At 68.3% G+C, this 23,445-nt stretch carries 19 protein-coding genes, 1 tRNA gene and 1 pseudogene; 15 read left to right on the top strand and 6 right to left on the bottom strand.

The window, feature by feature from the left end; genetic code table 11:
* From B116_RS0117135 to B116_RS0117145, 3 genes and pseudogenes are all read left to right on the top strand, one after another.
* Positions 1–240, top strand: a pseudogene (locus B116_RS0117135) (hypothetical protein); the annotation flags it as partial.
* A gap of 201 nt (positions 241–441) precedes the next feature.
* Positions 442–912, top strand: coding sequence for an RrF2 family transcriptional regulator (locus B116_RS0117140; RefSeq protein ID WP_018724427.1), 471 nt, complete (start codon positions 442–444; stop codon positions 910–912).
* A 178-nt stretch (positions 913–1,090) separates the two neighbouring features.
* Positions 1,091–2,083, top strand: coding sequence for a sulfite exporter TauE/SafE family protein (locus tag B116_RS0117145; protein ID WP_027660777.1), 993 nt, complete (start codon positions 1,091–1,093; stop codon positions 2,081–2,083).
* Between the two features lie 206 nt (positions 2,084–2,289).
* Here the strand turns inward: B116_RS0117145 and B116_RS0117150 are convergent, their stop codons facing one another.
* Both B116_RS0117150 and B116_RS0117155 read right to left on the bottom strand, forming a co-directional pair.
* On the bottom strand, positions 2,290–2,769 hold the full coding sequence (locus B116_RS0117150; protein WP_027660778.1) for an Lrp/AsnC family transcriptional regulator: 480 nt from the start codon (positions 2,767–2,769) through the stop codon (positions 2,290–2,292).
* Positions 2,770–3,339: 570 nt separating this feature from the next.
* Positions 3,340–3,416, bottom strand: a tRNA-Leu gene (locus tag B116_RS0117155).
* 99 nt (positions 3,417–3,515) lie between these two features.
* Here B116_RS0117155 and B116_RS0117160 point away from each other — a divergent pair.
* From B116_RS0117160 to polA, 7 genes are all read left to right on the top strand, one after another.
* Entirely contained in the window at positions 3,516–4,136 is a 621-nt protein-coding gene (locus tag B116_RS0117160) for an ANTAR domain-containing response regulator (protein WP_018724424.1), read from the top strand.
* A 500-nt stretch (positions 4,137–4,636) separates the two neighbouring features.
* The gene (locus tag B116_RS0117165; protein WP_018724423.1) at positions 4,637–5,785 is read left to right on the top strand and encodes a branched-chain amino acid ABC transporter substrate-binding protein; all 1,149 of its coding nucleotides are present in this window, start codon (positions 4,637–4,639) and stop codon (positions 5,783–5,785) included.
* Between the two features lie 67 nt (positions 5,786–5,852).
* A complete protein-coding gene (locus B116_RS0117170; protein ID WP_018724422.1) occupies positions 5,853–6,827 on the top strand; it encodes a branched-chain amino acid ABC transporter permease in 975 nt (324 codons plus the stop codon).
* Positions 6,824–7,996 (top strand): branched-chain amino acid ABC transporter permease, encoded by a 1,173-nt coding sequence (locus tag B116_RS0117175; protein WP_018724421.1) that lies wholly within the window; start codon positions 6,824–6,826, stop codon positions 7,994–7,996. The genes B116_RS0117170 and B116_RS0117175 overlap by 4 nt, the downstream gene beginning before the upstream one ends.
* Positions 7,986–8,909 (top strand): ABC transporter ATP-binding protein, encoded by a 924-nt coding sequence (locus B116_RS0117180; RefSeq protein ID WP_018724420.1) that lies wholly within the window; start codon positions 7,986–7,988, stop codon positions 8,907–8,909. Before B116_RS0117175 ends, B116_RS0117180 begins: the two co-directional genes overlap by 11 nt.
* Positions 8,899–9,609, top strand: coding sequence for an ABC transporter ATP-binding protein (locus B116_RS0117185; protein ID WP_027660779.1), 711 nt, complete (start codon positions 8,899–8,901; stop codon positions 9,607–9,609). The genes B116_RS0117180 and B116_RS0117185 overlap by 11 nt, the downstream gene beginning before the upstream one ends.
* 145 nt (positions 9,610–9,754) lie before the next feature.
* Positions 9,755–12,454: a DNA polymerase I gene (gene polA / locus B116_RS0117190; RefSeq protein ID WP_027660780.1), complete on the top strand. Its 2,700-nt coding sequence runs from the start codon at positions 9,755–9,757 to the stop codon at positions 12,452–12,454.
* A gap of 8 nt (positions 12,455–12,462) precedes the next feature.
* Here polA and B116_RS0117195 read toward each other — a convergent pair whose 3' ends face one another.
* Positions 12,463–12,894, bottom strand: a complete 432-nt coding sequence (locus B116_RS0117195; RefSeq protein ID WP_018724417.1) for a DUF3140 domain-containing protein — start codon at positions 12,892–12,894, stop codon at positions 12,463–12,465.
* A 169-nt stretch (positions 12,895–13,063) separates the two neighbouring features.
* On the opposite strand from B116_RS0117195, the gene B116_RS0117200 reads away from it, so the two are divergent.
* Complete coding sequence (locus tag B116_RS0117200) at positions 13,064–13,759, top strand: helix-turn-helix domain-containing protein (RefSeq protein WP_027660781.1); 696 nt, start codon at positions 13,064–13,066, stop codon at positions 13,757–13,759.
* Here the strand turns inward: B116_RS0117200 and B116_RS0117205 are convergent.
* Positions 13,756–14,334, bottom strand: a complete 579-nt coding sequence (locus tag B116_RS0117205; RefSeq protein ID WP_018724415.1) for a dihydrofolate reductase family protein — start codon at positions 14,332–14,334, stop codon at positions 13,756–13,758. The genes B116_RS0117200 and B116_RS0117205 overlap by 4 nt on opposite strands.
* A gap of 180 nt (positions 14,335–14,514) precedes the next feature.
* On the opposite strand from B116_RS0117205, the gene B116_RS0117210 reads away from it, so the two are divergent.
* The 3 genes from B116_RS0117210 (at position 14,515) to coaE (ending at position 18,391) form a co-directional block, all read left to right on the top strand.
* Positions 14,515–15,324, top strand: coding sequence for a class I SAM-dependent methyltransferase (locus tag B116_RS0117210; protein WP_027660782.1), 810 nt, complete (start codon positions 14,515–14,517; stop codon positions 15,322–15,324).
* A gap of 342 nt (positions 15,325–15,666) precedes the next feature.
* Complete coding sequence (gene rpsA, locus B116_RS0117215) at positions 15,667–17,247, top strand: 30S ribosomal protein S1 (protein ID WP_018724413.1); 1,581 nt, start codon at positions 15,667–15,669, stop codon at positions 17,245–17,247.
* A 163-nt stretch (positions 17,248–17,410) separates the two neighbouring features.
* Positions 17,411–18,391, top strand: coding sequence for a dephospho-CoA kinase (gene coaE / locus B116_RS0117220; RefSeq protein WP_188116042.1), 981 nt, complete (start codon positions 17,411–17,413; stop codon positions 18,389–18,391).
* Positions 18,392–18,447: 56 nt separating this feature from the next.
* Here coaE and B116_RS0117225 read toward each other — a convergent pair whose 3' ends face one another.
* A complete protein-coding gene (locus tag B116_RS0117225) occupies positions 18,448–19,890 on the bottom strand; it encodes a hypothetical protein (protein WP_027660784.1) in 1,443 nt (480 codons plus the stop codon).
* A 414-nt stretch (positions 19,891–20,304) separates the two neighbouring features.
* Between B116_RS0117225 and uvrB the strand changes: the two genes are divergently transcribed.
* Entirely contained in the window at positions 20,305–22,407 is a 2,103-nt protein-coding gene (gene uvrB / locus B116_RS0117230; protein WP_027660785.1) for an excinuclease ABC subunit UvrB, read from the top strand.
* Positions 22,408–22,693: 286 nt separating this feature from the next.
* Here uvrB and B116_RS0117235 read toward each other — a convergent pair whose 3' ends face one another.
* Entirely contained in the window at positions 22,694–22,993 is a 300-nt protein-coding gene (locus tag B116_RS0117235; RefSeq protein ID WP_027660786.1) for an antibiotic biosynthesis monooxygenase family protein, read from the bottom strand.
* Positions 22,994–23,445 lie beyond the last annotated feature (452 nt).

The following is a 23,445-nucleotide window of genomic DNA, read 5'->3' on the forward strand; positions in this document are numbered from 1 at the left end:
CACGACTCGCAGGGCCTGTTCCAGCAGCGCCCGTCGTCCGGTTGGGGCACGGTGGAGCAGATCACCGACCCCGAATACTCCACCACCGCNTTCCTGGANGGNNTGAAGCAGGTCGAGGGCTGGCAGGACATGCCCCTGACCGAAGCCGCCCAGACGGTACAGGTGTCGGCCTACCCGTTCCACTACGCCCAGTGGGAGACCCAGGCCGCCGACCTCGTCGCCGAGCACTGGACCAGCTGACCCCACCCACAACCCCAGACCTAACCCGTACAAGGGGGAAAGAAGCTGTTGGCCGGCACCCGAAACCGGGTGCCGGCCAACAGTCATGTCGTGGCCCGCTGATCGATCGTCTGGGCCGGTGGTGGCCCAGCGCAGGCTTCCGGCTCGGTCGGCCGAGGGAGGGTCGGGTCGTTGGCGGCCAAGCCGGCTAGCCTGTTTGCCATGCGTCTCTCCGCCCGGGTCGACTATGCCCTTCGCGCGGTCGCCGAACTCGCCTCGGCGACCGACGGTGTCTCGACCGGCCGGGGGCGGTTTGTGACCGCCGACCAGATCGCCCGCGCCCAGGAGATCCCGCCGAAGTTCCTGGAGAGCATCCTGCTGCAGCTGCGTCGCGGCGGGGTGGTGCAGGCCCAGCGGGGCCCGGAGGGGGGCTACTGGCTGGCGCGGCCGGCGCGCGAGATCTCCCTCGCCGAGGTGATTCGGGTGATCGATGGTCCGTTGGCCCACGTCCGTGGGCAGCGCCCGGAGCAACTTGGCTACCACGGTGCCGCGCGGGCCTTGCAGGATGTGTGGATTGCCCTGCGGGCAAGCGAGCGCCAGATCCTTGAGCTGGTAACCGTGGCCGACGTGGCCGACGGCGCCCTACCGGCGCGGGTTACCGATCTGATCGCCGATCCACGCGCCTGGACCTGAGCCGTGTTGGGGTCTCGTGGGACCTGGACCTGAGTGGCGCTTGGATCTGGTTGGACCTGAACCCGAGCCGTGCTTGGACTGAGTCGAAACTCGCGGTTGAACATGGTTGACCCAGGCCCCACCCATCCCGCATTGTCTACCAAGTCGATAGGAGATATCAGAAAACTAGGGAGGCGTGGTGCGTAAGCTGCTGGTGCTCGCCCTCGTGGGGTTGGCCGCGCAGCTCGTTGACGGTGCCCTCGGCATGGCATACGGGCTGACCTCCTCGACGCTGCTTCTGCTCGCCGGTATCGCGCCGGCCACTGCCTCGGCTTCGGTGCACCTTGCTGAGGTGGGTACCACGCTCGCGGCGGGTGTGGCGCACTGGCGGTTCGGCAACGTTGACTGGCGCGTCGTCGGGCGGATCGCCGTGCCCGGTGCCCTCGGCGCGTTCGCCGGAGCGACCTTCCTGTCTGCGCTCTCCACTGCTGCCGCCGCGCCCTGGATGGCGGCCATTCTGTTTACCCTCGGCGCGTACCTGCTGGTGCGCTTTGCCCGACCGCTGCGTACCGAACGACGGGCCGGCCGGCTGCGCGGTCGCTTCCTCGGCCCCTTGGGGCTGGTCGCCGGCTTCGTTGACTCGACCGGTGGCGGTGGATGGGGGCCGGTGGCGACCCCCGCGCTGCTGGTCAGCGGGCGACTGGAACCCCGCAAGGTGATCGGATCGGTGGACACCGCCGAGTTCCTGGTCGCCGGTGCGGCCAGCGTCGGCTTCCTGATCGGGCTCGGCTCCGACGGCTTTTTGCTGCCGATGGTGCTCGCGCTGCTAGCCGGGGGCCTGATTGCGGCACCGGTGGCCGCCTGGCTGGTACGCCTCGTCCCGGCCCAACTGCTTGGTGCGGTGGTCGGCGGTGTGATCGTGCTGACCAACGCCCGTACGCTGATGCACGCTCTTGATCTCGGTGCGGGCGTACGCCCGGTGGGGTATGCCCTACTGGCGCTCGCGTGGGGGATCGCGCTTGTGTTCGCGCTCCGGGCTTTGCTGCGCGCTCGTCGTGCCCGGACTGCCATCGCCGTTGCCTGCGGGGCCACGCCGCCTCGGGGTGATAGTGCGCCCAAGTCGCCCAGCGGTGAGGTCGACACCGAACCCTCTCGGGCGGAGGCGGTGGCCGACTCTGGGTCGGTCCGATAGGGCGTGGTGAGCGAGTGAGGCACCGGACCGGCTTTCGCGGAATCCGTCGACTCCGGCCCGGTGCGTCACATCGTGGCAACTCTCGACCCGTCCCGACCGAGAGCGCCAACCACCACCGAAACCAAAACTAGGCGCTGCCCGCGTCTCATACGTGACGTGGACGTGAAGATCCTGTTTCAGCGCGTCACCCGAGGGTGTGATTCGTCTTACCCCAGGCCCCGTGCCTGCTCGAAGATCAGGCTGGTCTGGGTGTGCTGCACGGCCGGATCGACTGCTAGGTGGTCGAGCACGAAGTCTCGTAGCGCGTCTGCCGACGCCGCCCGGACGTGCAGCACGTAGTCGTCCGCACCAGCCACGTGGAACACCGCCACCATTCCCGGTAGGCGTACGGATCGGGCGCGGAAGGCATCCACCACGGCCCGGTCGTGGGCGGAGAGTCGGACCGAGATCAGCGCCTGTAGCGGCAGGCCCATCGCCGCCGGGTCCACCTCGGCGTGGAAGCCGCGGATCGCCCCGCATCCGCGGAGCGCCCTGGTTCGTGCGAGGCAGGTTGACGGCGCCACCCCTACCCGCTCGGCGAGGGCGTTGTTCGGGAGGCGGCCGTCCGCGGCCAACTCCGCCAGAATCGCGCGGTCGGTGCTATCGAGACCCGCGTAGGGCTGTGGCGGATTCGGGGAAGAGGACATGGCGACATCCTTCCTCGAATCTATGTGAGATTCAACGCATGTCCATCGAATTTTGTTCGGAGAAATGCTTCTGCATAGCCAAATATTCATTTGGTCCGTCATGACGGCCTCCGGGGGCGTCGAAGCCGAACGCCACGCCGGCCGAGGGACGACTCCGGCGGCCACGAATGACTCTGCCGACCAAGGGCGACTCTGCCGCTCCTCGAGGAGCCTCGAGTAGCCCCTCCGGAGTCCCCACGGTGGCCGACGTCGAGCCAGCGCTATGGCCCATCGCTCAGCCGCTCGCCGGGCTGAGGGGAGGCTGAGCGGCCTGTCACTGTTCTGCCCCGGGTGGGGGTGGCATCGGCGGTGACGGTGTGGCTGTCGAGGTGCTGGGGCGAGCGGACGCCCCCGTCGGACAACCGGTGTGGCTGCCGGTGGCCTAACGACGGTGGACCCCTCGCGCTGAGGCGGAGCAGGTGCGTGGCCGTCGCTTTGCTTCCCCACTGGGCCGGGTGGCTTCCTCACCTGGGGGTGGTGAAGCCATTACGTCACGCCCGATGCGCCAACCGCCGCCCATGCGACGGTTGGTGGTGTCCCCGGTGGGATTCGAACCCACACTGTCGGAGGTTTGAGCTCCGTTTCTCTACCGGTTGGAATACGGGGACAGTGCTGCCGACAGCCTCGGTGTCGGCTCATAGAGTACCCACTAGGCTAAGGGGCGCGGCACCCGGTCGGGTGTCGGTACGGACTGGTGGGAGTTGCTCGTGGCCGAGACGCAGACGGACGCCGAGCGCAGGCGGGTACTTATCGCCGAGGACGAGGCGCTCATCCGGCTGGATCTCGCCGAGATGCTCGTCGAGGAAGGCTATGCGGTCGTCGGCGAGGCCGGTGACGGTGAGACGGCCGTCCGGCTCGCCAAGGAGCTGAAGCCGGACCTGGTCATCCTCGACATCAAGATGCCCATCATGGATGGGTTGGCCGCCGCCGAGCGGATCGCCGGCGAACGGATCGCTCCGGTCATCATCCTGACCGCGTTCAGTCAGCGGGATCTGGTGGAGCGGGCGCGGGCGGCCGGCGCGATGGCGTACTTGGTCAAGCCCTTCCAGAAGAGCGACCTGGTCCCAGCGGTAGAGATCGCGTTGTCGCGCTACTCAGAGGTCGCCGCACTGGAGGCGGAGGTTGCTGGCCTCACGGACCGGCTTGAGGTGCGCAAGGTCATCGAGCGTGCCAAGGGTGCGTTGATGACCACGTACGGGATGACCGAGCCGCAAGCCTTCAAGTGGATTCAGCGCACCGCGATGGACCACCGGATGACCATGAAAGAGGTCGCCGAGCGGATCCTTCAGGAGACCGCCGGTGGCGAGGTGCCCCGTCCGGCCCAGTAGGTCCGGTCGGTTCTCTTTCTCCCTCTCCTTTCCCCCCCCGAAGGCCGCTGCAGCCAGGGGCTGGCGCCGCCGTGGCGTCCGTACGCGCGGGGGCGGGCATCTCTTCGGCTGTGCGAGGGGCCTGGGTGGCGGTGGCGTCCGTGCGCGGGGGGTGAGCCCGGCGCGAACCAGCGCCGCGGTTGATCTTTCCCTTCCGCCAGGTCATTGATGTCGATGCTACCTGCGGTGACTAGATGTGCTGGTCACCGCAGGTGCGCTTGTGGCTTCGGGATAGCAGCGAAGGCTGTTACGAGTCTGGGTCGCATTGGCGTTTGTATTCGTAACGGTTTGACAAGCGTGGCTGCGAGGGCTTCCGGGACCGTATATCGACGCAGTACGCTCCGCCATCACGAGCCGTAGCAGGTGTGCGGGCTCACATCGAGGTGGGGGGGCTGCCGTACTGGTGCGGTCGCCTGCCTCGGATGTGCTCGGGCTCCTGCAACTGGAGGAGGTCTATAGCCGTGAGGCGTAAGTACGTACGGGCGCTCGGCGCCGTTGGGTTGTCGGCAGCCCTCATTGCCGCTGCGGGCTGTCAGGCGGAGGAGGACGACACCGCCGGCAGCAGTGACTGCGGTGGCAAGATCGCCATCTTCGGTGCCTTCAGTGGCCCGAACTCGGGCCTGGTGATTCCGTCGCGCGACGGCGCCCTGCTTGCGGTGAAGCAGCACAACGAGGCGAACCCGGACTGCGAGGTGACCCTGCAGGAGTTCGACACCCAGGGCGACCCGACCCAGGCCACGCCGGTCGCGAACCAGGTCACCGGCGACGAGTCCTTCCTGGGCGTCATCGGTGGCGCGTTCTCCGGTGAGAGCAAGGCGACGATGGCGGTCTACGAGGCGGCCGGAATGGTGATGGTCAGCCCGTCGGCGACCGCGATCGAGCTGACCGCGGGCGGCAACGAGGTGTTCCACCGGGTGGTCGGTAACGACGCCGTCCAGGGTGCTGCCGCCGCCGTCTACCTTCGGGATGTCGCGCAGGCCAAGAAGGTTTTCGTGATCAATGACGGCACCACCTACGGTGCCGGCATCGCTGACGAGCTGACCAAGGCCCTTGGTGCGTTGGCGGGCGGCACCGACCAGGTGCAGGAGAAGCAGGTCAACTTCGCTGCCACCATCTCGAAGATCAAGGCTGCCGAGCCGGACGCGATCGCGTACGGCGGCTACACGAACGAGGCGGCTCCGCTGGTGAAGCAGCTGCGGGAGGCCGGCATCACGACGACCTTCCTCGGCTTCGACGGTCTCTACGACCCGTCCTTCCCGAAGGGTGCCGGGGCCAGTGCCGAGGGTGTGATCGTGACCTGCCCGTGCCTGCCGCCGGACAAGGCCGGTGGCACCTTCGCGGCTGACTTCGAAGCGGAGTACGGCGGGCCTCCGGGCTCCTACGGTGCCGAGGGTTTCGACGCCGCGAATGTGTTGATCGAGGGCCTGGCCGAGGGCAACACCACGCGTGCGGATCTGCTGGCGTGGGTCGACTCGTACGACAAGGAGGGAGTCTCGAAGTCCCTCAAGTTCGCCGACAACGGTGACGTGGACGAGTCCCGGGTGGTGATCTGGGCCTACGAGATCAAGGGCGGTGAGATCGCGGCCCAGCAGGAGATCAAGCTCAGCTGAGCCAGGATGACCGTTGCGCGGCCGGGGCTTTCCCCGGCCGCGCAACGGTGCCAAAGGGGAGAAACCCGTGAATTTCGATGCCTTATTTGGTGACCTAGCCCAGCACACTGTTGACGGCTTGTCCAAGGGGGCGATCTATGCCCTCGTCGCCCTGGGGTACACGCTCGTCTATGGTGTGCTCCGTCTGATTAACTTCGCGCACTCCGAGATCTTCATGGTGGGTACCTTCGCGATCCTCGGTACCTGGTCGCTGCTCGGGGTGGCCGACAACCCGCCGATCGGCATGGCGATCGTCTACCTGCTCATCGGTCTGGTGGTCGGTGCGCTGGCCTCAGGTGCCACCGCGCTCACCGTCGAACGGGTCGCCTATCGGCGACTACGCCGGATGAACGCGCCGCCGCTGATCTTCCTGATCACCGCCATCGGGCTCTCGCTCGTCCTGGTGGAGATCTTCGCACTGTGGATGGCAGGGTTCTTCTCGGGGCGTGGCTTCACCGAGAACCGACTCGTGATCGGGATTCCGCCGCTGCTGAAGCAGGAGACAGTGCTCTCGGTGGCGGGCGCCGACATCACCAACGTACAGATCATCATGGTGGCCTCCGCCCTCCTGATGCTCTACGGGTTGGACCAGTTCATCAACCGGACGCGGTACGGCCGTGGGGTGCGGGCCGTGGCACAGAGCCCAGACACCGCCGCGCTGATGGGAGTGCACCAGGACCGAGTGATCATGCTCGTCTTCGTCCTGGGTGGATTGATGGCGGGCGCCGCGGCCCTGTTGTGGAACATGCGGTACGGGATCACCAAGTTCGACATCGGCTTCGTGGTCGGGCTGAAGGCGTTCACCGCAGCGGTACTCGGCGGTATCGGTAACCTCCGGGGCGCGCTGCTCGGTGGCCTACTACTCGGCGTCATAGAGGTGTACGCGGCGACGTTGACCCGATCCACCTGGGAGGATGTGGCTGCCTTCGTGGTGCTCGTGGTGGTGCTGATCTTCCGCCCGACCGGCTTGCTCGGTGAGTCTCTCGGAAAGGCGAGGGCATGACAGAGGCACTACGACACTTCAACGAGCGGCGCCGACACGTTCTGGGCGGGATGGGTGACCGGTGGCGCGCGCTGCCCCGTTGGCAGCGTTGGCTGACGCTACTCGCGGGCGTTGCTTTCCTTTACTACCTGCCGTTTCTCGGCGATATCCCCGGCACAAACCTGATCATCCCGGGGCTTGACTGGTTCCGGACCGACTCCATCGATGGCGGCGCCAACTGGGCTGGGGTGCTCTTCGTCTGCGCCCTGTACGTCCTGGTGGCAATCGGACTCAATGTCGTGATCGGGCTGGCGGGTCTGCTCGACCTCGGCTACGTCGGCTTCTACGCAGTGGGCGCCTACAGTGTGGCGTTGTTCGGGTCGGCCGAGTCGCCGGTCGTGGGGGCGTTGCAGGAGCAGTTCGGCCTCTCCTCGGACTGGGCGATCGCGTGGGCGATCTGCATCCCAATCGCGTTGGCCTTCTCGTTAGTCGCGGGCGTCCTGCTTGGCTGGCCGACGCTGCGACTTCGGGGTGACTACCTGGCCATCGTGACGCTGGGCTTCGGCGAGATCATTCGGATCGTCGCGAAGAACTCGGGGTGGGCCGGCGAGGCGCAGGGCGTGCCCGGCATTCCCGGCCCGGAGGGCCCGCCGTCGCCTGACAACAAAGTCTTCGGACTGCTCGACATCAAGCCCTGGTACTGGCTGGCGTTGAGCGTGGTGCTGCTGATGGTCCTGCTGGTGCGGCGGCTGGAGCACAGCCGGGTGGGGCGGTCGTGGCTGGCCATCCGGGAGGACGAGGACGCCGCCGCGGTGATGGGCGTCTACCCGTTCAAGTTCAAGCTCTGGGCGTTCGCCATCGGTGCCGCCCTGGGTGGGTTCTCCGGTCTGCTCTTCGCCAGTCGGTCGGCCTTCATTCAGCCAGAGACCTTCAACGTCCAGCTCTCCATCCTGTTCGTCGCGATGGTGGTGGTCGGTGGCTCCGGCAACATGGCGGGCGTGGCGGTCGGCGCCTTCCTGCTCGCGTACCTGCCGGAGCGGTTCCGCGACTTCTCGGAGTACCGGGTCCTCGCCTTCGGCCTAGCATTGGTGCTCATCATGCTGCTGCGCCCGCAGGGTCTGTTGCCGAGTCGGCGACGAACGCGCGAGCTGCAGGACAGGGCGAAGGAGGCTCCGGTAAATGTTGCCTAAGCAGAAGACATCGCCCGAGGACGCCGTCAAGCCCGAGGTGCTGCTTGAGGTGGACGGGGTCACGCTCCGCTTCGGTGGTGTGGTGGCGCTGGACAACCTGAGTTTCAACCTGTACAAGGGTGAAATCCTCGGACTCATCGGCCCGAATGGGGCTGGTAAGACCACCTGCTTCAACGCGATGACCGGGGTCTACCGGCCAACCTCCGGTGAGGTTCGGTTTGCTGGACAGCAGGTCAGCGGACGGAAGCCGCACCGGATTAACCAGATGGGAATTGCCCGAACATTCCAGAATATCCGGCTATTCCCGGAGATGACCGCGCTGGAGAACGTGCTGGTGGGTGCGGACTCCCAACACCGCACCAGTGTGGTCGGTGCGCTGTTTCGGCTCTACCGGGTCAAGCCGAAGCCGGAGGAGTTGCCCACGGTCGATTCGGACAACGGGCTGGTGCGGTTCTGGCAGCAGGTTCGCCGCTCCTCGGCCCAGGTGTTCGGTATCTCGCGGCACACACTCGAGGAGCGTGCCGGCGAGCGCAAGGCGTACGAGCTGCTGCGTTTCGTCGGTATTGACGACCGCGCCAATGACCTGGCGCGCAACCTGCCGTACGGCTACCAACGCCGGTTGGAGATTGCCCGGGCGCTGGCGACCGAGCCGAAGCTGCTCTGTCTGGACGAGCCGGCCGCCGGATTCAACCCGGCGGAGAAGGAGGATCTCCTCACCCTGATCCGCAAGATCCGGGATCGCGGTTTCACGGTGCTGCTCATCGAGCACGACATGCGCCTCGTTATGGGGGTCACCGACCGGATCGTGGTGCTGGAGTTCGGAAAGAAGATCGCTGAGGGGGTGCCCGCCGAGGTGCGGGACGACCCGAAGGTGATCGCGGCGTACCTGGGGGAGCCCGCAGATGCTGCTTGAGATTAACGATCTGACCCTCCGGTACGGCCGGATCGAGGCGCTGCACGGGATCAGCCTGCAGGTGAATGAGGGTGAGGTGGTCGCCCTCATCGGCGCGAACGGTGCGGGCAAGACCACCACCATGCGAGCCATCTCCGGACTCCGGCCCGTGAGTCAGGGGACGATCCGGTTCGACGGGGAGGCCATCACCAACCTCCGAGCCGACCTGCGGGTACGGCGGGGTATCTGCCAGGCGCCCGAGGGGCGTGGCATTTTCCCCGGTATGACGGTCTTGGGCAACCTCGACATGGGGGCGTACACCCGTCGGGACCATGCGGGGATCGCCGCCGACCTGGCGCGGGTGTTCGAGCTGTTTCCGCGGTTGGCGGAGCGGCGTCGTCAGCTGGGCGGAACGCTCTCCGGCGGCGAACAGCAGATGCTCGCGGTCGGGCGGGCGTTGATGGCCCGGCCGAAGCTGCTGCTGTTGGATGAGCCGTCGATGGGGCTCGCCCCGATGATCATTCAGCAGATCTTCGACATCATCGTGGAGATCAACCAGCAGGGCACCACGATCCTCCTGGTGGAGCAGAACGCCCAGCAGGCGCTCTCCCGAGCGCACCGGGGGTACGTGTTGGAGACCGGCCGGATCGTCAAGGAGGGGTCCGGTCAGGACCTGCTGCACGACCCGTCGGTCAAGGAGGCGTATCTGGGCGTGGCCTGATTGGCATCGCCGCCCACGCGGCCGGTCGTCCCGTTCCGGGATGACCGGCCGTCGGTCTCGCCATGGCGGTGCCCAGGTCATTTCCGAGCTGGCGTCCCGGTGCCGCCGCCCGGCTCTGTCGGCGACACGGACTAGAGTCGCCACCGTGACAGCCACGAAGCCGCGCCTGCTCCTCGTTGACGGACACTCCCTGGCCTACCGGGCCTTCTTCGCCCTCCCGGTCGAGAACTTCTCCACCACGACGGGGCAACCGACCAACGCGGTTTACGGCTTCACCTCCATGTTGATCAATGTTCTGCGGGATGAGCAGCCGACGCACATCGCCGTGGCTTTCGACGTCTCCCGGCACTCCTTCCGCACCGAGAAGTACGCGGCGTACAAAGCTGGCCGGAGCGAAACCCCGGCCGACTTCAAGGGCCAGGTCAGCCTGGTCAAGGAGATCCTGGCGGCGTTGCGCGTCCCGGCGGTGGAGATGGCCGGCTACGAGGCGGACGACGTGATCGCCACGCTCACCCGGCAGGCGCGTGAACAGGGGATGTCGGTCCTGATCACGACCGGAGACCGGGACGCCTTCCAGCTTGTTGACGACGACGTCACAGTGCTCTACCCCCGCAAGGGCGTCTCCGACCTGGCCCGGATGGACCCGGCTGCGGTGACGGCGAAATACGGGGTACCGCCGCAGCACTATCGGGATCTCGCCGCGTTGGTCGGCGAGACCAGCGACAACCTGCCCGGCGTCCCCGGCGTCGGTCCGAAGACCGCCGCCAAATGGATCACCGCCTACGGCGGGGTCGAGGGTGTCGTTGCCCGGGCCGACGAGATCAAAGGCAAGGCCGGGGCGAATCTGCGCGAGCGACTCGCCGATGTGATCCGTAATCACGAGCTCAACTGTCTGGTCACCGACCTGGATCTGCCCCTGTCACCGGAGGAGACACGCTGGGCTGGCTGGGATCGGGAGGCGGTGCATCAGGTCTTCGACACGCTGGAGTTCCGCATCCTTCGGGATCGGCTCTACCAGTATCTGGACGCTGTTGAGCCCGAAGCCGAGGCGGGTTTCGACCTGGCCGGCGAGCTCCTCGTCGAGCCGGGGGCGCTCGCCGCGTGGCTGGGGACGCACGCGGCACCGGGCACCCCAGTCGGCCTCGCCGCTACGCTCGACACCGGCCCCAACCGGCGGCACCTCGCCGACGTGACCGGCATGGCGCTGGCGACCGCCGCCGGGGCCGGGGCCTGGTTCGACCCGGGCCGACTTGACGCTGCCGACGAGGCTGCCCTGGCCGGGTGGCTGGCTGATCTGAGTCGACCGAAGGTGCTGCACGACAGCAAGCCGGCGGTGCTCGCGTTCGCCGCGCGCGGTTGGTCGATCAAGGGCATCACCAGAGACACCCAGATCGCCGCCTACCTGGCCCGGCCCGACCAGCGCTCCTACGACCTGACCGACCTGGCCCTGCGGTATTTGCACCGGGAGCTGCGGGTCGACCTGCCGGAGACCGGCCAGCTCACCCTCGACGGTCTGGGCGATGACGGTGCGGCAGAGCAGAACCTGATGCTGCGGGCTCGGGCTACCCTCGACCTCGCCGACGCGATCGACGCGGAGTTGTCGCGGGACGGCGAGCAGTCGGCCCGGCTGATGGCCGAGGTGGAGTTGCCGCTGATGCGGGTTCTCGCGGGCATGGAGCGCACTGGCATCGCCGCCGACACCCAGTACCTCTCCGAGCTGGAGGCGCACTTCGCCGCCGAGGTGAAGGCCGCCGCGCAGGGCGCCTACGAGGCGGTTGGGCGGGAGTTCAACCTGGGCTCCCCGAAGCAGCTGCAGGAGGTCCTCTTCGGCGAGCTGGGGCTACCCAAGACCAAGCGGATCAAGACCGGCTACACCACCGATGCGGACGCCCTGCAGTGGCTGCACGGGCAGAACCCGCACCCGGTGCTCGGGCACCTGCTGCGCCACCGGGACGTGGCGAAGCTGAAGAGCACCGTTGACGGGCTCCTCAAGTCGGTCTCCGACGACGGTCGAATCCACACCACCTTCAACCAGACCGTGGCGGCCACCGGCCGGCTCTCCTCCACTGAGCCGAACCTGCAGAACATTCCGATTCGTACCGAGGAGGGGCGGCGGATTCGCCGGGCGTTCGTGGTCGGCGCCGGGTACGAATGCCTGCTCACCGCCGACTACAGCCAGATCGAGATGCGGATCATGGCTCACCTGTCGGCGGATGAGGCCCTGGTCGACGCCTTCAACTCGGGTCACGACTTCCACGCCGCCACCGCCTCATCGGTCTTCCAGGTGCCGGTGGAGGCGGTCACCCCCGACCAGCGGCGCAAAATCAAGGCGATGAACTACGGCCTGGCCTACGGGCTGAGCGCGTTCGGCCTCTCCCAGCAGCTCGGCGTTACCGCCGAGGAGGCGCGCGGGCTGATGGAGACCTACTTCGCCGGTTTCGGCGGGGTGCGCGACTACCTGCAGGAGGTGGTGGCCCGGGCCCGGCGCGACGGCTACACCGAGAGCGTCCTCGGCCGTCGCCGCTACCTGCCCGACCTGGTCAGCGACAATCGGCAGCGGCGGGAGATGGCCGAGCGGATGGCGCTCAATGCTCCGATCCAGGGCTCTGCCGCCGATGTCATCAAGGTCGCGATGATCAACGTTGACGCGGCGGTGCGCGAGGCCGAACTGCGTTCCCGGATGCTGCTTCAGGTGCACGACGAACTGGTCTTTGAGGTGGCCCCCGGAGAGCGGGAGGTGCTGGAGACGCTGGTCCGGCGGGAGATGGGCGGCGCGTACCCGCTGTCGGTGCCGCTGGAGGTGTCGGTCGGCGACGGGCGGGACTGGAACAGCGCCGACCACTGATCGACCTGCTACCGGCCTGGGCCCCGGCGTTCCCGGGGCGGGGCACCGTGCCGTCGGAGTGCCTTGCGGGACGGACCACCCGGTGGCGGCAGCGGGCCCTTGGTCGGGTCGTGCCCCCAGTTCATCAGGGAGTACCGCCAGCGGGTGTCCCGGACGTCGCCGCTGGGTCGTTGCGCCATGTGCCGGCGTACATAGCCGACAACCTTGCGCATGTGCCGGTAGTCGTCCTCGGAGAGGTCACCGGGTCGACGCCGGAGTAGGTCGAGGATCCGTCGGCCGGAGCGGTGGCCGACCGTTTCACTGCCCTGATCGCCCCGTCTCCGCCAGCCCACATGCTTGGACTTCTCGGTCTCCAGCCACTTAGACAGTTCACCGGGGCGCATGTTCACCGCCGCGGTGAACTCTCGGTACGTCTGCTGCGGATCGTTCCGACTGCTCACCGCGTAGCACCTCCTGTCCGCCCGGCGCCCGAGCCCTGCTGTGGGCACGTCCACCTGGCTACCCGGGCCGGGCCTGCGGAAACGGTCCCGATGGCGGTGTCCCCGGTTCGCCTCGTTCCGACCCGGTGAGCCAGCGGTGGGTACGGTGCGCGGCTCGTATTCTCTTCGGGTGCCCCTACGACTCCAGACACGTGCGTCCGACTCGCCCTGGATTAATGCTGTCTGGACCGGAACAAGTACGAGCGTCGCGGAGATGACCTCCGTGGCGACGGTCTGTTGGGGCCTGGTGTTCTGGGAGCGACAGGGCACCGCGTACGCGGCCATTACCGGACCAGAGACGAAGACCAGCACCGCGCCGGTGCCAGCGGGCGCGAGCTTTGTCGGGATCGACTTCGCCGTCGGTACGTCGCTGCGGGCCGTACCGACGCCAACTCTGGTAGACGGCGGCGCCGAGCTTCCCGACACCACCCGCCGAACCTTCCGGCTGGCGGGCGTCCGCTGGGAGACCCCTGGCCCGGATGACGCCGAGGCCCTGGTGGACCGCTTGGTCCGGACCGGAGCCGTAGTGTGTGATCCGATCGTTGCCGCGGTCCGCCGAGGCCACCGGCCAACGGTCTCGCAGCGGACCGTCGAACGTCGGTTCCGAGCGGCGACCGGACTCACCCAGGGCACCGTCCGGCAGGTCGAACGGGTACGCGAGGCGGCGACGCTCCTGGCCGCCACTGCCCCGGTCGCCGAGGTCGTCTCCCGGCTTGAGTACGTCGACGAGCCGCACCTGGCCCGTGCGCTGCGCCGGTACGTGGGCCGTACGGCGCGGCAACTCCGCGAGGGCGCGGTCGGCCCGATCGCTCTGGATCTGGACTAGCGGACGACGTCGTAGAGCAACTTGACGACGCCGTTCGGGTAGGCCGCGGTGTCTCGGAGACGCAGTACCTGCTTGGCCTTGTCCGCCGTACTGAACAGGCTCTTCCCGGCGCCGAGTAGGAGTGGAAAGCAGAGCAGGTGGTACCGGTCAATCAACCCGGCGTCGGAGAGCCGTCGGGCGAGTTCCGCGCTCCCGTGGACGAATATCGCGCCGCCCTCGCTCTTCTTGAGCTCGACGATGTCGTCGGTTGATCGCAGGACCGTCGTCGGTCCCCACCCCGGGACGAGGGCATCATCGGGCAGCGTGGTCGAGACGACGTACTTGGGCAGTTCCCGGTAGTCAGCGTGGTCGTCCGAGTCGCGCCAGATCGGCGCGAACGCCTGGTAGCTGCGGCGGCCGAACATCAGTGCCGAGGTCTCCTTGAGCTCCTCGCCCTTGAGGGAGAAGACCTCGGGTAAGAATTCGATGTCCTTGAACACCCAGCCGCCGCTGCGGTGCTCCTCACCCGGCCCGCCGCCGGGGGAGTCCAAGACGCCGTCGAGCGAGATGAACCCGGTGTAGACCAGCTCACGCATGTCTCGTGCTCCCAGAAGTAGGCGACGAGCGTCACCATGTCGATCGAACGGCCATAACGCCGGGCCGACGCACCGTGGTGGGGCGCGCCGCCCATGCTAGGCAGCCGCCACCGTCGGGGTCTTGGATGAAAACGACGGCCGCTGCGAACGCGGGTTGCCACGATCCGTACCGTTGGCAGGATGCAGCAGTCCGAACCGGCGATCACCCGACGTGTGGTGTCAGCAGCTGAGGGGCGGGCGGCGAGCCGACGGTGGTGGGATCACGACGCGGATAGCTATCAGGCGGAGCACGGCGCGTTCCTCGGAGATGTTGATCTCGTGTGGTGTCCCGAGGGGTTACGGGAGGCGGAGGCGAGGCTGCTCGGTGCCGTAGGCGGGACTCGGGTTCTGGAGCTGGGTTGTGGCGCGGCCGCAGGGTCCCGTTGGCTGGACGGGCAGGGAGCGAAGGTTACGGCGCTCGACCTGTCCGCCGGCATGTTGCGGCAGGCCAAGCTGGTCGCCGAGCGCTCGGGTGTGCAGGTGCCACTCGTGCAGGCCGATGCCCTGGCGTTGCCGTTCGAGTCGGGCGTCTTCGACACCGTGCATTCCGCGTTTGGTGCGGTTCCGTTTGTCGCGGACTCGGCGACGCTGATGCGCGAGGTGTTCCGGGTGCTGCGTGCCGGTGGAGCCTGGATCTTCGCGGTTACCCATCCGCTGCGTTGGGTCTTCTTGGATGACGCCGGCGAGGACGGCCTGGTCGCGGTGCACTCCTACTTCGACCGCCGTCCCTATGTCGAAGAGGATTCGGCGGGGGTGCCGACCTACATCGAGGCACACCGCACCGTCGGGGATCGGATCCGGGAACTGACTGCTGCCGGTTTCGTCCTTCGCGACCTGGTGGAGCCCGAATGGCCGCCGGGGCACGAAGAAGTCTGGGGGCAGTGGAGCCCGTTGCGGGGCCGGCTGATCCCGGGCACGGCCATCTTCGTCGCCGAGCGGCCCGGCACCTGATGCCCGTGCGGCCCGCCATCTGATGATCTAGCGGCCCGGACGTGGTTTTGAAGGGGTGGGCGAGGGCGCGGCCGTCGGGGCTGGCAGCGCGCATCCGCTGGCTGGGTGTCGTGGGGGCGGGCCCGGTGGGGCTGGTGCCGGTGGGGGCGGTGTGATTCGGGTGACAGGCCGGGCGCGTTATTCGACGATAATCCGCTTTCGCAGGTGGCGCGATGGTGAGCGGGTGGGAGGCCTTGCACGCTGTGGTAATGCAGAGGGTAGGCTAGACGACGCGCTCGCGGATTGTGTGCCTCGGTAGGGAGCAGGTGCGCGGTCGACGGAGCCACATCATGATCCCGCGCAGTGATCGTTCGGTGTGTCCGGCGGCGGGTCCGTTTGCGCGAACAGGTCAACGCGGCTCACATCCGTGATGACAACCATCCGACCGGAGCAACCGCCCACATGACGAGCAGCATCGAGGCCCCCTCGAGCGCCACCAAGGTCACCGTCGACGATCTCGGAAGCGAAGAGGCTTTCCTCGCCGCGATCGACGAGACCATCAAGTACTTCAATGACGGCGACATTGTCGAAGGCACCGTCGTCAAGGTCGATCGGGACGAGGTCCTGCTCGACATCGGCTACAAGACCGAGGGCGTCATCCCCTCTCGGGAGCTGTCGATCAAGCACGACGTGGACCCCGCCGAGGTCGTCTCGGTCGGTGACCACATTGAGGCTCTTGTTCTCCAGAAGGAGGACAAGGAGGGGCGGCTGATCCTCTCGAAGAAGCGGGCGCAGTACGAGCGCGCCTGGGGCACGATCGAGAAGATCAAGGACGAGGACGGCGTGGTCCGTGGCTCGGTCATCGAGGTGGTCAAGGGTGGCCTCATCCTCGACATCGGGCTGCGCGGCTTCCTGCCGGCCTCCCTGGTCGAGATGCGCCGGGTGCGTGACCTCCAGCCGTACGTCGGCCGCGAGCTCGAGGCCAAGATCATCGAGCTGGACAAGAACCGCAACAACGTGGTCCTGTCCCGCCGGGCCTGGCTCGAGCAGACGCAGTCTGAGGTGCGTACCGAGTTCCTCAACAAGCTGCAGAAGGGGCAGGTCCGGAAGGGCGTTGTCTCCTCGATCGTCAACTTCGGCGCCTTCGTTGACCTGGGCGGCGTGGATGGCCTGGTGCACGTCTCCGAGCTGTCCTGGAAGCACATCGATCACCCGTCCGAGGTGGTCGAGGTGGGCCAGGAGGTCGAGGTCGAGGTTCTCGACGTCGACCTGGACCGCGAGCGGGTCTCGCTGTCGCTGAAGGCGACCCAGGAGGACCCGTGGCGTCAGTTCGCCCGCACCCACGCGATCCAGCAGATCGTGCCCGGTAAGGTCACCAAGCTGGTGCCGTTCGGCGCGTTCGTCCGGGTGGACGACGGCATCGAGGGCCTGGTCCACATCTCCGAGCTGGCCGAGCGCCACGTGGAGATCCCGGAGCAGGTCGTCCAGGTTGGCTCCGAGGTCATGGTCAAGGTCATCGACATCGACCTGGAGCGTCGCCGGATCTCGCTGTCGCTCAAGCAGGCCAACGAGGGCTTCGTCGAGGGCGAGGAGCACTTCGACCCGACCCTCTACGGCATGGCGGCGACCTACGACGCCGAGGGCAACTACATCTACCCCGAGGGCTTCGACCCCGAGACGGGCGAGTGGCTCGAGGGCTACGAGAAGCAGCGCGAGACCTGGGAGCAGCAGTACGCCGAGGCGCGTCAGCGTTGGGAGGCCCACCAGAAGCAGGTGCAGGCTTCCCGTGCCGCCGACGCCGAGGCTGCCGCCAACCCGCCGGCCGTCGGCCCGACCACCACGACGACCGCGGCTCCGAGCCGGCAGGCGGAGGAGCCGTCCGGCACCCTCGCCACCGACGAGGCGCTCGCCGCCCTGCGGGAGAAGCTCGCCGGCGGCAAGTGATCCGAGGGCTCTGGGTCGCCCACAGCGAACCGGAGCTGGTACTGACGACGGGCCCCGTCTCGGCGATCGACAGATCGCCGGGGCGGGGCCCCGCCGTTTCTGCCGACGGTGGTAAGCCGGGACTGGTGTGGCGTGCTGGCGACTGATCCGGTTGACTGGTCCGGTGTTGATGGTGGGACTGACCGGTGGGATCGGCTCGGGCAAGAGCGCCGTAGCGGCCCGGCTGGCGGGGCTGGGCGCAGTGATTGTGGACGCCGACCGGCTTTCCCGCGAGGTGGTGGCACCGGGCACCGAAGGGCTCGCGGAGATCGTCGCTACCTTCGGTGACCGGGTGCTCGGCCCGGATGGGGCGCTCGACCGAGCGGTGCTCGGCTCCCTGGTCTTCACCGACGAACCGGGCCGCCGCGCCCTGGAGGCGATCATCCACCCGCGGGTCCGGACCCGCACGGCTGAGCTGGTGGCCGCGGCGCCACCCGACGCGGTCATCGTCAACGACGTACCGCTGCTGGTCGAGTCGGGGCTCGCGCCCACGTACCACCTGGTGGTCGTGGTGCAGACGGCCCTGTCGATCCGACTGGAGCGGCTGGCCCGCGACCGGGGGATGGCGCCGGCCGAGGTGCGGCGGCGGATCGCCGCGCAGGCCGACGACGCTCGGCGCCGAGCAGCGGCGGATGTGGTGCTGACCAACGACGGAACCCGGGACGACCTGCACCACGCGGTCGACGTGCTCTGGGCCGAGCGACTGCTGCCCTATGCGGTCAATCTCCGTGACCGGCGGGCGGTCCAGCCGCCCCGGCCTGAGCGCGTCGAGGCCGACCCGACCTGGCCCGAGCAGTACGCTCGGCTGGCCGCTCGGATCCACCGCGCTGTCACCCCAGCGGACCTGCGGATCGATCACATCGGCGCGACGGCGGTTCCGGACCTTGACTCGGTGGACGTGATCGACATCCAGCTCACCGTGCCGTGCCTCGGTGACGCGGACGGAGCGCTGGCCGAACAGCTCGCGGACGCAGGGTTTCCCCGGCTGCCCGAGACAGGACGGGGTACGCCGTGCCGGCCGGAACGGGTGCATGGCAGTGCCGACCCGGCGCGGCCGGTGTGCCTCTACGTCCGGGAAGCGGGTTCGCCCGGCGGACCGCGGTAACGAGCTCGCGGCCGTGACCGCGTTGCGCACCTCGCGGTCGGTGCGCTTCGCGGCTGTCAGCTTGCGACCTCGTCGTCGAAGGTGAGGTCCACCTGCGCCCATGTTCCGGCGGCCGTCGAGAACTGGAGCCGGTGGGGGAGCCCGGACCGGTCGAGCCAGTAGCGAATCGGTTCGCCGACGGCCGCCACCACCTCGACCACGTCGAGGTCGGTGCCGGCCAGCCGATCGCTCCGAATCCGTCGCGCCGTGCCCTCGTCCGCAGGGGTCGCGGCTCGCAGCGCGGCGTCAAGCAGGGCTGCGAGCCCGGCGTCGGGGGCGGGTTTCCAACCGGTGGTGGGGACGGGCAGCGGTGGCTGACCGGAGTCCGCCCCGGTGTTGACGGCCGCCGGTAGCTCGGTTTGGGTGGTGCGCCCACGTTCGTGCCGCAACAGGGTTCGCCGGCGCTCGGCGTCAAGGTCATCCACCGCGAGATATGCGCTGCGTCGACTCCAGTCGATCCATCCCGTCCCGCGGAGGTTGGCTGCCGAGCCGAGCAGCGCGGTGAGCGTGGTACGTGCCGCGCCCGCGGTGCGGAGTTGGGTGGGCAGTGACGCCAGGCGGCGGCGTTCGGCAGCGCTGAGCGGCCGGGGGGTGCCGGCCTGCCCACCCAGGGCCTCCACCGGCCGTAGCGTCGGTCGGTCGGCGCGGTTCAGTCGTACGGTGACTGGGCCGAGGTCGGGGAGCCGGGCCTCCAGTCGGTGTAGCCGCGCCTCCCGATCCACCCACCAGTGGACGTCGGTGACGGGCGGGGGTGGCGCGCCGGATTGGGCCGGCGGTAGCCCCGCGGCGAAGACGTCTGTCCCGTCGGCACTGGCGATCCACTGTGCCGTCTCCCTGGTCGGCGGGTCGGCCCGGTCGGTGGCGAGCGCGAAGAGCAGGTCGAGCAGTGGACGGAGGCGGTCCGCGGTCGGCGGTGCGGCCAGCCGCCACCCGTCGGCGGGCGGCACCAGGGGCGGGGGCGCCGGTGACGGGGGCGCCGGGGTGGTGGGGGTCGGGCGGAGCAGCAGCACTGCTGGCGTTGCCTGGAGCAGCCCCCGTTCGGTGCCCCCGCCCGGAGCACCGAAATCGAGGTAGAGCAGCGGTCGGGACCAGTCGACCCAGCCGACCAGGTCGGTCTGGGCGGCTCCGGTCCCCGCCGTCAGGTGTATGCCGGCTCGCAGGTCGCGGTAGTTGGTGACCCGTACCGCAGCGAGTCGGGTTCGCTCGTCGGCGGTTGGCCGGCGGGATGACTCGGCTGGGTCGGGTACCCAGCTCAGGCCGAGGACCAGTGCGGTGGCGGCGAGCAGGGCTACCGCGGCGAGTGTACGGAGGACGGTCCGGCGGCGGCCGGTGACCCGGGGGAACTGGCCGGTTTGGGGGTCGTCGGGCGCGGTTGAGGTGGGCTGGGTGGAGGGCGTGGACCGATGTCGGGGGGTACGGCGGGAACGGGGGGTACGGCGGTTGCGGGGGGAGGACTCCACGGATGTTGAACGGAGTCAGCCGGTCGTGGGTGACGCGGGGTGTGCGCTTGCGGTGGCTGGTCAGCGTGGTCAGTGCGACCGCGTCTTGTGGGTGACGCCGGTGTGCGCTTGCGGTGGCTGGTCAGCGTGGCCAGCGCGACCGCATCTCGGATGGCGTGGATGTGCGCTCGCGGCGGCCGGTCAGCGCGGTCAGCGCGACCACGTCGGGTGCGCACGCCGGAAAGCGGGTGCTGCGACCACGTGCCGGGGGTGGGGGGCCGTCCTGGGCCCATTGCCGGCCCGGTCGGCCGCCGCGAGCGGCTTACCCGAGAAGCGTAGCTCGCCGGGTGGGGGCCGACAATGAAAACATCGAAGCTGATCATTTAAGATTGATAGTCGCCTCGGAGTGTCGGCCACCGAGCGTACGGTGGGGCCATGGCGCTCGACATTCCCCGGCTCGACGGCCGCTTCCAGGTCGTCAGTGACTTCCAGCCAGCCGGTGATCAGCCGGCCGCGATCGACGATCTGGAGAAGCGGGTCCGGCGTGGCGATCGGCACACGGTGCTGCTCGGCGCGACCGGCACCGGCAAGAGCGCCACCACCGCGTGGTTGATTGAGCGGTTGCAGCGCCCGACGCTCGTGTTGGCCCCCAACAAGACGCTCTGCGCTCAGCTGGCCAAGGAGTTCAGCGAGCTACTGCCGAACAACGCGGTTGAGTATTTCGTCTCCTACTACGACTACTACCAGCCCGAGGCGTATATCCCGCAGACCGATACCTACATCGAGAAGGACTCCTCGATCAACGAGGAGGTGGAGCGGCTGCGCCACTCGGCCACGATGTCGCTGCTCACCCGCCGCGATGTGGTGGTGGTCGCCACCGTCTCGGCGATCTACGGCCTGGGTACCCCGGAGGAGTACCTGGACCGTGCCGTCCGGGTGGTGATCGGTCAGGAGCTGGATCGCGACCAGCTACTACGCCGGCTGGTCGACATTCAATACACCCGCAACGACATGGCCTTCCAGCGGGGCACATTCCGGGTCCGGGGCGACACCTTGGAGATCATTCCCGCCTACGAGGAGCTGGCGATCCGGATCGAGCTGTTCGGAGACGAGGTGGAACGGCTCTATTACCTCAACCCGCTCACCGGCGATGTGGTCCGGGAGGTTGACCACCTACTGATCTTCCCCGCCACGCACTACGCGGCCGGGCCGGCGCGGATGGAGCGGGCGATCCGTGACATCGAGGCTGAGCTGGGCGAGCGGCTGGCCGAGCTGGAGCAGCGGGGCAGCCTGCTGGAGGCGCAGCGGTTGCGGATGCGGACGACGTACGACATCGAGATGATGCGGCAGGTCGGATTCTGCTCCGGCATCGAGAACTATTCGATGCATATCGACGGCCGACTGCCCGGTAGTCCACCGCACTGCCTACTCGACTACTTCCCAGATGACTTCCTCACCGTGGTCGACGAGTCGCACGTGACGATCCCGCAGATCGGCGGGATGTACGAGGGCGACGCGTCCCGTAAGCGGATGCTGATCGATCACGGCTTCCGACTGCCTAGTGCCGCCGACAATCGGCCGCTGCGCTTTGACGAGTTCCTGGAGCGGGTCGGCCAGATGGTCTTCCTCTCGGCCACCCCCGGCTCGTGGGAGCTGGAGCACGCGCAGGGCGAGTATGTGGAGCAGGTCATCCGACCGACCGGCTTGGTCGACCCGGAGGTAGTGGTCAAGCCGACCAAGGGCCAGATCGATGACCTCATGCACGAGATCAAGTTGCGTACCGAGCGCGATGAGCGGGTGCTGGTCACCACATTGACGAAGAAGATGGCCGAGGATCTGTCGGACTACCTCCTGGAGAACGGCATTCGGGTGCGCTACCTGCACTCCGAGGTGGATACGCTGCGCCGCGTCGAGCTGCTGCGGGAGCTCCGGAAGGGCGACTACGACGTGTTGGTCGGTATCAACCTGCTGCGGGAAGGGCTCGACCTGCCGGAGGTGTCTCTGGTCGCCATCCTGGACGCGGACAAGGAGGGTTTTCTGCGCAGCGGCCGGTCACTGATCCAGACGATCGGGCGGGCGGCGCGTAACGTCTCCGGCCAGGTGCACATGTACGCCGATAAGATCACTCCGTCGATGGCGGAGGCGGTTGGGGAGACCAACCGGCGCCGGGCCAAGCAGATCGCACACAACGAGGCGCACGGCATCAGTCCGGAGCCACTGCGCAAGAAGATTCACGACATTCTCGACGGTATCTACCGGGAGGCGGAGGAGACCGACACTCGGGTTGGTGGTGCGGTCCGGCAGCTCTCTCGCGGCAAGGCACCGGTGAAGGAGACCCGTAGCCGCGGCCGGGCCGCCGCTGGGCCGGCGCGGGAGGGAATGGCCCGTGCGGAGCTGGCTGAGCTGATTCAGGAGCTGAATGGCCAGATGCTCGCCGCTGCCCGGGAGTTGCAGTTCGAGTTGGCTGCTCGAATTCGCGACGAGATCTCGGAATTGAAGAAGGAGCTGCGCGGGATGGATGCCGCGGGGGTGTCATGACCAAGTCTGAGGCGAGTGTCTGCCGTGGTCATAGAGGTCGGCGGCGTGCACTTGGGTGGGCGCGGCGCGACCGATCGGCCTGAGGCGGCGAGTGCCTGCTGCCGGTCGGGAGGCCGGCGGCAGGCACTCGGGCGGGCACGGCGCGACCAACCGGACCCGGTGCCCCCGAGCGCATCGGGGCCAGCGGCCGGCACGTGCGGGGACACCGTAAGCGCCGGCTGCGACTTTTTCGTCGCAGCCGGGCATTGTCGATCCGCCCAGCCGCTGGGGGCCGATCATCGGGTGGCTATCGGCCCCCCGGCACGTCGATGAAGTGTTCGACCCGCGGCGGCTTGGCGAAGTGCGGGCCGATCAGCTCCCGCCATCGGACAAATCGGTCGGAGGCGCGAAAGTTCTGGTCGTGCGCCTCGACCGAGTCCCACTCGACCAGTAGTACGAACCGGGACGGGGACTCGACTCCGCGGGTCATCCGGACCGAGCGGCAGCCGGGCGTGCCGGCGAGCACCGGGTGTCCCGCGGCGTACGCGGCCGTGAAGGCGTCTTCGTGTCCAGGCAGTACGTCGATCAATGCGACTTCGAGCACCATGCGCGCAGCTTCGCACGGTGGCTGAGCGGCCTACCGTCCGGGTAGCCAAGATCGGCCCCCGAGCAATCGGGCCGCCCACCACCAATCCGGGCTCCTCGGTCTTCTTGGTGGGGCAGCTCGACAGCCGTCCGATGCGGTATGCATGCCGGGTGCCGGGTGCCGGGTGCCGGGTGCCGGGTGCCGGGTGCCGGGTGCCGGGTGCCGGGTGCCGGGTGCCGGGTGCCGGGTGCCCCGCCTCACCGCCGCGACCAGGCAGTTGGCGGGCGTGAGGGGGACACCGGCAGCCCAACGTGCGGTGGCTACGCCAGGTGGGCGACAATGAATGGCGGAGGGGAGTATTCCCCCGCGATGGAGTCGTCAGCACGGTTGATCGCCGGCCCCCGGTGACTTGACCCGGCTCCGTCGGTCGTCGCCCCGCAAGGGGTGGTGGCGGAAGAGACCTCCGACAGTCA

The organism is Salinispora fenicalii, from assembly GCF_000514815.1.
GTDB classification, from domain to species: domain Bacteria; phylum Actinomycetota; class Actinomycetes; order Mycobacteriales; family Micromonosporaceae; genus Micromonospora; species Micromonospora fenicalii.